The sequence below is a fragment of the Pseudomonas sp. BT-42-2 genome (assembly GCF_025847435.2).
GTDB lineage: Bacteria > Pseudomonadota > Gammaproteobacteria > Pseudomonadales > Pseudomonadaceae > Aquipseudomonas > Aquipseudomonas urmiensis.
Genome location: NZ_JAOYTM010000020.1, coordinates 79,639 through 88,409 on the forward strand (window position 1 = coordinate 79,639; position 8,771 = coordinate 88,409).

Consider the following 8,771-nt stretch of genomic DNA (forward strand, 5'->3'; position numbering starts at 1 on the left):
ATTGGGCTTGATTTAAGCCGTCAATTCTACAGCAGCACGGGAAAATAGTGTCAAGGTGCTATGTGACCGACCGTCGCACTCGTTTGCATAGTGCGTTACAGCAGCCCTTGCGCGTTGTTCATCGCTCGCGCAAGGCCTCGCTCTGCGCCTTGATGATCGGCTTGAGGAGATAGCTCATGATGGTCTTCTTGCCGGTCATGATGTCCACTGTCGCCACCATGCCCGGAATGATCAGCAACGGTTTTTCGTCAGTGCCCAGGTGACTACGGTCCGTGCGCAGGCGGATCAGGTAGTAGGTGGTCTTCTTGTCTTCATCGGTGATGGTGTCGGCGCCGATTTGTTCGAGCTTGGCCTTCAACCCGCCGTAAATGGTGTAGTCGTAGGCGGTGAACTTGACCGTGGCTTCCTGGCCGGGGTGTAGGAAGGCGATGTCCTTGGGCAGGATTTTCGCTTCGATGACCAGGCTGTCATTGAGCGGGACGATCTCGACGATGTCGTCACCCGGCTGGATCACTCCGCCGATGGTGTTGACCAGCAGCTGCTTGACCACGCCGCGCACCGGTGAGGTCACCAGGGTGCGGTTGACCCGATCATCCAGCGCTTTGCTGGTGGCGGTGGCTTTGCTTAGCTCGGTGCGGGCCTCGTTGAGCTGGGTCAGGGCGTCACTGCGGAACTTGCCGCGGGTCTCTTCGATCTTGCTCTGGATCTCCTTGACCGCCGCCTCGGCACGCGGGATGGCCAGGGCCGTGGCATCCATCTGACCACGGTTCTCCACCTCTGAACGGCGCAGGCGGAGAATCTCGACCTGGGAGATCGCGCCCTTGGCCACCAACGGCTCGGACATGGCGATCTCCTGGCGCAGCAGCTGCAAGCCGCTGGCATACTGGGCGCGCTTGGAGTTGTACTCGCGCAGTTCCTGCTGGCGCTGGACCAACTGCTGCTCCAGGCCAGCAATTTCGTCATGCAATTGCTGGCGCCGGCTCTGGTACAACGACTCCTCGCTGGCGGCCTGGTTAGGCGAGCTCTCGCGCAACTTATCGTCGATCTTCAATGGCACGTCTTCGACTTCTGCACTGAGGCGCTCCACCCGCAGGGCCATGGCGACCCGATCGGCTTCAGTTTCGCCTTTGTTCGAGGCAAAGCGAGTTTCATCCAAGCGCAGCAGTGGCTGGCCAACTTCGACCACCTCCCCTTCCTTGGCGAAAATCTCGGCGACGATGCCGCCTTCGAGGTTCTGGATCTTCTGCACCTTGGACGACGGAATCGCCTTGCCTTCGCCACGGGTGACTTCATCGATCGGGGCGAAACAGGCCCAGACGATCAGGAACAGGAAGAACGCGATCACTCCCCAGATGGTCAGGCGCACCACCCGCGGGGCATCTTCGATCAGTGCCTTGTTGACCTCGGGCAGGGGTTGCCCGCTGAGCGACTCCGACCCCTTGAAGTAGCGGCGCAGGTTGTCCTTGAGCTGGCCCATATCAAGCTTATGCAACACTGATCTGCCCCTTCTTCAGCGCATCCATGACGGCCGCTTTCGGTCCGTCGGCGACCACTTGGCCGCGATCGATGACGATCAGCCGGTCTACCAGCGACAGCAGCGAGGCGCGGTGGGTCACCAGCAGCACGGTCTTGCCTTCGATTACGGCCTGCAGGCGCTGCTTGAGGCGCTCTTCGCCGGTGTTGTCCATGGCGCTGGTCGGCTCATCGAGCAGCAGTATCTGTGGGTTGAGCAGCAAGGCACGTCCGAGGGCGACGTTCTGCCGCTGGCCGCCGGAAAGGTTCTGTCCTCGCTCGCCGACCTGCAGCTCGTATCCGTCCGGGTGTAGCCGGGCGAATTCGTGCACGCCGGACAGCTCGGCGGCCTGCAGGATCATTTCGTCCTCGATGTAGCGGGCGCCACTGACCAGGTTGTCACGCAGGGTGCCTGCCAGCAGCTGGATATCCTGGGGGACGTAGCCGATGTTGTGGCGCAGCTCGCTGACATCGATCTGGCGAATGTCCACGCCATCGACCAGCAACGAGCCATTGTCCGCTTCGTAGAGACCGACGATCAGCTTGGCCAGCGAGCTCTTGCCTGAGCCGCTGCGGCCAATGATGCCGACCTTCTCGCCTGGGCGGACACTCAAGTTGATACCTTTGAGCGCCTGGTTCTGCTGGTTCGGGTAGGTAAAGTCGACACCACGAAATTCGATGGCGCCCTGCAGGACCTGGCGGCTTAGTGGGCGTTCCTCGAAGTTGCGCTCTTGCGGCAGCTCCATCATCTGGTCGGTCGCGGCCATGGTCACCTTGGCCTGTTGATACCGGGCCAACAGCCCGTTGAGCTGGCCGAGCGGGCCGAGCGCGCGGCCGCTAAGCATGTAGCAGGCGACCAGGCCACCCATGCTCAGGTGGCCATCGATGATCAGGTAGACCCCCACACAAATCATCGCCACGCCCGCCAGTTGCTGGATCAGCAGGGTGATGTTCATCGCCAGCCCCGAGAGCACCTTGACCCGCAGCTCGAGTCGACTGAGGGTGCCGAGGGTCTGCTCCCACATGTACTGGCGTTCGCTCTCGGCGTTGTTGACCTTCACCGCGTCGAGCCCGGCCAGGGTTTCGATCAGGCTGGACTGGCGCTCGGAGGCCAGGGCCATGGTCCGCTCCATGGTCGACATCAACGGCTTCTGCAAGGCGTAGCCTATGCCCAGCGCCAGCGGGAAGGCGATCACCGGAATCCACACCAGGTGGCCCCCGATAATGGCGATGACGATCAGGATCAGGATGGTAAAGGGCAGGTCGATCAGGCTGGTCAGGGTCAGTGAGGCGAGGAAGTCCCGCAACCCTTGGAACTCGTGGATGTTCTGCGCATAGCTACCGACCCGTGCCGGGCGGTACTTCATGGCCATGCCGACGATGCGCTCGAACAGGGTGGCAGAGATGATCAGGTCGGTTTTCTTTCCGGCAAGGTCCAGACACAGGCTGCGCAGACCCTTGAGAATCAGATCGAAAATGTAGGCCCCGGTGATGCCCACAGCCAGCACCCAGAGAGTCGAGGTGGCTTGGTTGGGCACCACCCGGTCGTAGACGTTCATGACGAACAGCGGCGCGGCCAAGGCGATCAGGTTGATTACCAGGCTGGCGGCAATGGCGTCGATGTACAGCCATTTGCTGCGCAGCAGGGTGTCGCGAAACCAGGAACGCGCACGTGGGATCAGGTTGCCGTGATTGACGTCGTACTTGTGCTGCGGCTGGGCAAAGAACACCTTGCCGCTGTAGTCGCCCAGCAGGGCCTCGCGGCTGACCAGCACTTCACCGCCGTCGCTTTCACTGAGCAGCAGCCGCGCAGTGTCGGCGTTCTCCCAGCCGAGCAAGACGGCGCTGCGGCCTTCCTTGAGCAGCAACATGGCCGGCATGGCGATGCTTGGGATCTGCTCCAGCTTGCGTTGCAGCAAGCGACCTTGCAAACCGGCACGGGCCGCCGCACGGGGCAGCAATTCAGGGCTCAGGCGCTGGGCCGGCAACGGCAAGCCGGTGGTGAGCATGGCCCGGCTGGCGGGCTTCTGGTGCAGGACACACAGGGTCAGCAGGCTGTCCAGCAACGGGTCATCGTGCTGACTACGTGGATCGTGACTGAGTTGGACTCGACTGACTTCGGATTCCACGCGGCGCTCTCTTCATCCTGGCGGTAGATGGGGTAGGTGCGCACTTCAGGCCATGCCTGGGAACGCTCACCCAGGTCCAAGCCATTAATCCGCTAACGGCCCTTTGCAATCAACCTGGTATTGCACAGCAATCTGTAGGCCGAGACTCATATCTCAGGCGTCGACCCATGGCAACTTAATAGCTCTTCGCCAAAATATTAATCAACCCGTTTTCCAAGCCTAACGCGTGATTGATTCGATGCAAGGTCCGGCTATGAATTCTCCCCCGACAATCTTTGTATAGCCCGATATTGAGCGTTTCAAGATGATTCAACAAGCCTTCCATAAATCGCTTTTCTGGAGGTTTTTGGAACAATTGATCGCAGGTTCATGGCTAAAGCAACAATAGGCTTAGACCTGAAGCCTCAAACGGACAGATGACTAATACAAAAGTAAGAGTTGGCAATTGCACAGCTCTCGATGTGACATGACTTGCAGACTCACGCAATTAGCGTTCACAGCCATTATCCAGACATGGGAATCATAGTCGGAAAGTTATAACCAGTAAGTGAGTGCATTTAGCGTAAAACAATTTTGAATTATTCCATCTGCGCGCCGCATTCTCTTGCTGGCTGGGCATGGAAGCTACCGATCGGGTAACCCGGAGAGTCTCATGAGCACTGTCGTAGCCATCGTCAAAAGCATTGTTGGCCAAGTCGTCGCAGTATCCCCTGAAGGCATCCGGCGATTACTCATCGAAGGCGATCGACTGTTTGCCGGAGATCAGGTGCTCACCGGCCCCGGTGGTGCAGTGACGTTGCAGTTGGCCGACGGCCGCTTGCTCGACCTAGGCCGGGAAACCCAGTGGAGTGCCGAGACGCCCGCCAGCAGCATCGACTTGAGCCTGGCCAGCGCCCAGGCGGCGCCCTCGGTCGAAGAGCTGCAACAGGCGATCCAGGCCGGCGCCGACCCGACCACCGATCTTGAAGCGACAGCAGCAGGCCCGACCCCAGCAGGCGGCGACGGCTCGGTTGGCGGCGGGCATACCTTTGTCATACTCGAGGAGACCGCCGGGGTGGTCGACCCGTCGGTGGGCTACCCCACCGGGCCGCTGAATTTCTCCGAAGCGCTGCGCTTCGAGCAAACCGCCGGGCTCGATACCACCCGCGACCCCGTCGCGACCCCACCCGCCGCTGGCGCTGCAACTGCCGTGGCACTGAGTGCCACGCCGACCCTTAGCGAGGCAGGTGGTGTGATCACCTACACCGCGACTGTCGCCCAAGCCCCTACCACTGACCTCACTGTGAGCTTGTCCAACGGCGCAGTAATCGTCATCGCTGCCGGTCAGACCAGCGGCTCGATCAATGTCGGCGTAACGCCCAGCGACGATGTTTACCTCGATAGCGGGCAAGTCTCGGCGAACATCACCGGCACAAGCGGTGGCGGCCTAAGCGTCAACATCGATGCTACCCCAGCGACTACCCAGATCGTCGACACCATCGACCTCACCACCGCCACCCTCAGTGCAACACCGAGCGTGACCGAGGGCGGCGTGATCACCTATACGGTGACCCTGAGCAACCCGGCGCAGACACCTGTTACCGTTACCCTGTCCAATGGCCAGACACTTGCCATCGCGGCCGGACAGAGCAGCGCCAGCTTCAATGTGCAAACGGCGGCCAATGACGTCTACAAGAACGGCAGCAGCGTTGCCCTGAGTATCGACAAGGCCGTAGGTGGCAATTTCGAGAGTCTGGTCGCCGACAAGACGCCAGCAACAACTCTGGTCAGCGATTCGCTCGATACCTCGACTGTAACCCTGACTGCCACGCCGTCGGTGGCCGAAGGCGGCAGCATCGTCTACACCGCCTCGATCAATGCACCGGTCACCGGCAGCCCAGTGCTGGTGACCCTGGCCAACGGCCAGACCATCACCATCGGCGTCGGCCAGAGCTCCGCCTCGGTCACTGCGCCGGTGAGCAACGATGCCTATCAGGGACCTGCTGCTGTCAGCAACAGCATCACCCAGGTCAGTGGCGGCAATTACGAGAATCTGGTGGCGAACAAGGCGCCGGTCAGCACCAGCGTGGCCGATGTGCAAGACAACACCAGCGTGACCCTGAGCGCCACCCCGAGCGTGGCCGAGGGCGGGCAGATCATCTATACCGCGACCCTTAGCAACCCTGCCGGCACTCCCGTTACCGTCACCCTGAGCAATGGCCAGACCCTCACCATCGGCGCCAACCAGAGCAGCGCCAGCATTAGCGTGGCCGCGCCTGCGGATGATCCGTATCGCGATGGTGGCCAGGTCAACGCACACATTACCCAGGCAACCGGGGGCAACTTCGAGCACCTGGTGATTAACCAGGGCGAGGTTTCAACCCGTGTCAGCGATACCCAGGACATCACCCAGGTAACCCTGACCGCCACCCCCAGCATCGCTGAAAGTGGCTCGATCCTGTACACGGCATCGGTCGGCGCACCGGTCACCGGTAGCCCGCTGGTAGTGACCTTGGCCAACGGCCAGATCATCACCATCGCGGTGGGTCAAAGTGCGGGGACGGTCAGCTCGCCGGTCAGCAACGATGTCTATCAAGGGCATGGGTCGGTCAGCAACAACATCACTCAGGTCAGTGGCGGTAACTACGAGAATCTGCTGCCAGACCAGACACCGGTCAGCACCACTGTGACCGACACCCAAGACACCACTAGCGTGACGCTTGTCGCCACCTCGTCAGTGGCTGAAGGCGGCACTATCGTCTACACCGCCTCGGTCACCGCGCCGGTTACCGGCAGCCCTGTGGTAGTCACTCTGGCCAACGGTCAGACCATCACCATCCCGGTTGGCGCCAGCGCGGCTTCGGTCAATGCGCCGGCCGGTAATGACGTATACCTGGGCCACGAATCGGTCAGCAATCACATCACCCAAGTCACAGGGGGCGGTTACGAACACCTGGTCGGCAACCCGGCGCCAGTGACCACTACGATCACCGACAGCCCTGACACCACCACCGTCACCCTGATCGCCACACCGACCGTTGCCGAGGGTGGCAGCATCGTCTACACCGCCTCCGTCGGCGCACCGGTGACCGGTGCACCTGTGGTGGTGACCCTGACCAATGGCCAGACCATCACCATTGCCGTCGGGCAAAGCGTCGGCAGTGTATCCACGCCTGTGAGCAACGATGGGTACCTGGGCCATGCACCGGTAAGCACCAGCATTGGCGCGGTCAGTGGCGGCAGTTTCGAGAACCTGGTGGCCAATACCACACCTGTCAGTACCACGGTAAGTGACGTCCAGGACACTACCAGCGTGACCTTGACCGCTAGCCCATCGGTCACAGAAGGCGGGACCATCGTCTACACCGCGTCTGTGAGCGCGCCGGTTACCGGCAGCCCCGTTCTGGTGACACTGGCCAACGGGCAGACCATCAGCATTCCGGTAGGGGCCAGTTCAGCTTCAGTAAGCGCTGCTGTTGGCAACGATGTGTATCAGGGTCATGACTCGATTTCCAACCACATCATTGCTGTCGGCGGAGGAAGCTACGAGCAACTGATTGGTAACCCGGCGCCGGTTACGACAACTGTGAGTGACAGCCAAGACACCACTACGGTGACCCTGACTGCTACCCCTTCGGTGGTGGAAGGTGGCAGCATCGTTTACACCGCTTCGGTCAATGCGCCGGTCACTGGCAGCCCGGTGGTGGTGTCCTTGGCCAACGGCCAAACCATCACCATCCCGGTTGGCCAAAGCTCCAGCACTGTCAGCACCCCTGTGAGCAACGATGTCTACCAAGGCCATGCCCCGGTAACCACGAACATCACTAACGTCAGCGGTGGCTACTACGAGAATCTGGTTGGTAACCCAGCGCCGGTTTCTACCGCTGTTACCGATGTCCAGGACACCACCACGGTCACCCTGACTGCTACGCCTTCGGTGGCGGAAGGCGGCAGCATCGTTTACACCGCTTCGGTCAATGCACCGGTCACCGGCACGCCGGTGGTGGTGACCTTGGCTAATGGCCAAACCATCACTATCCCGGTTGGCCAGAGCTCCAGTACCGTCACCACACCGGTGAGCAACGATGTCTATCAGGGCCACGCTCCGGTCACCACGAACATCACGGGAGTGAGTGGCGGCAACTACGAGAATCTGGTCGGCAACCCGGCACCGGTTACCACCAGCGTCACCGATGTTCAGGACACCACCACTGTCACTCTGACTGCCACGCCTTCGGTGGCGGAAGGCGGTAGCATCGTCTACACCGCTTCGGTCAATGCGCCGGTCACCGGCACGCCGGTGGTGGTGACCTTGGCCAACGGCCAAACCATCACCATCCCGGTTGGCCAGAGCTCCAGCACTGTCAGCACCCCGGTGACCAACGATGTCTACCAGGGCCATGCTCCGGTCACCACCCACATCACCAACGTCAGCGGTGGCAACTACGAGAATCTGGTCGGCAACCCAGCGCCGGTTTCTAGCACTGTCACCGATGTCCAGGACACCACCACGGTCACCCTCACTGCCACACCTTCGGTCGCTGAGGGCGGCAGCATCGTTTACACCGCGTCGGTCAATGCACCGGTCACCGGCAGCCCGGTGGTGGTGACCTTGGCCAATGGCCAAACCATCACTATCCCGGTTGGCCAGAGCTCCAGCACTGCCACTACGCCAGTGACAAACGACGTCTATCAAGGACATCCCGCGGTCACCACGAACATCACGGCAGTGAGTGGCGGCAACTACGAAAATCTGGTCGGCAACCCGGCGCCGGTTTCTACCACTGTCACCGATGTCCAGGACACCACCACGGTCACCCTCACTGCCACGCCTTCAGTGGCAGAAGGCGGCAGCATCGTCTACACCGCTTCGGTCAATGCACCGGTCACCGGCAGCCCGGTGGTTGTGTCCTTGGCCAACGGCCAAACCATCACCATCCCGGTTGGCCAGAGCTCCAGTACTGTCAGCACGCCCGTGAGCAATGATGTCTATCAAGGCCACGCTCCAGTAACCACGAACATCACCAACGTCAGTGGCGGCAGCTATGAGAATCTGGTCGGTAATCCGGCGCCGGTTACTACCAGCGTTACCGATGTGCAGGACACCACCACTGTCACTCTGACTGCCACGCCTTCAGTGGCGGAAGGCGG

At 61.1% G+C, this 8,771-nt stretch carries 3 protein-coding genes; 1 reads left to right on the top strand and 2 read right to left on the bottom strand.

The window, feature by feature from the left end; translation table 11 throughout:
- Positions 1-118: 118 nt before the first annotated feature.
- Together OIU19_RS22535 and OIU19_RS22540 are read right to left on the bottom strand one after the other, a co-directional pair.
- Positions 119-1,477: an HlyD family type I secretion periplasmic adaptor subunit gene (locus OIU19_RS22535; protein WP_264236868.1), complete on the bottom strand. Its 1,359-nt coding sequence runs from the start codon at positions 1,475-1,477 to the stop codon at positions 119-121.
- Between the two features lie 7 nt (positions 1,478-1,484).
- The gene (locus tag OIU19_RS22540; protein ID WP_264236865.1) at positions 1,485-3,641 is read right to left on the bottom strand and encodes a type I secretion system permease/ATPase; all 2,157 of its coding nucleotides are present in this window, start codon (positions 3,639-3,641) and stop codon (positions 1,485-1,487) included.
- 652 nt (positions 3,642-4,293) lie between these two features.
- On the opposite strand from OIU19_RS22540, the gene OIU19_RS22545 reads away from it, so the two are divergent.
- Positions 4,294-8,771 (top strand): retention module-containing protein (locus OIU19_RS22545; RefSeq protein ID WP_264236866.1); only part of this gene is annotated, 4,478 nt, incomplete at its 3' end.

Excerpts from the sequence above, each read along its gene's own strand:
- OIU19_RS22535 (WP_264236868.1), bottom strand. The coding sequence starts at position 1,477 with ATGGGCCAGCTCAAGGACAACCTGCGCCGCTACTTCAAGGGGTCGGAG.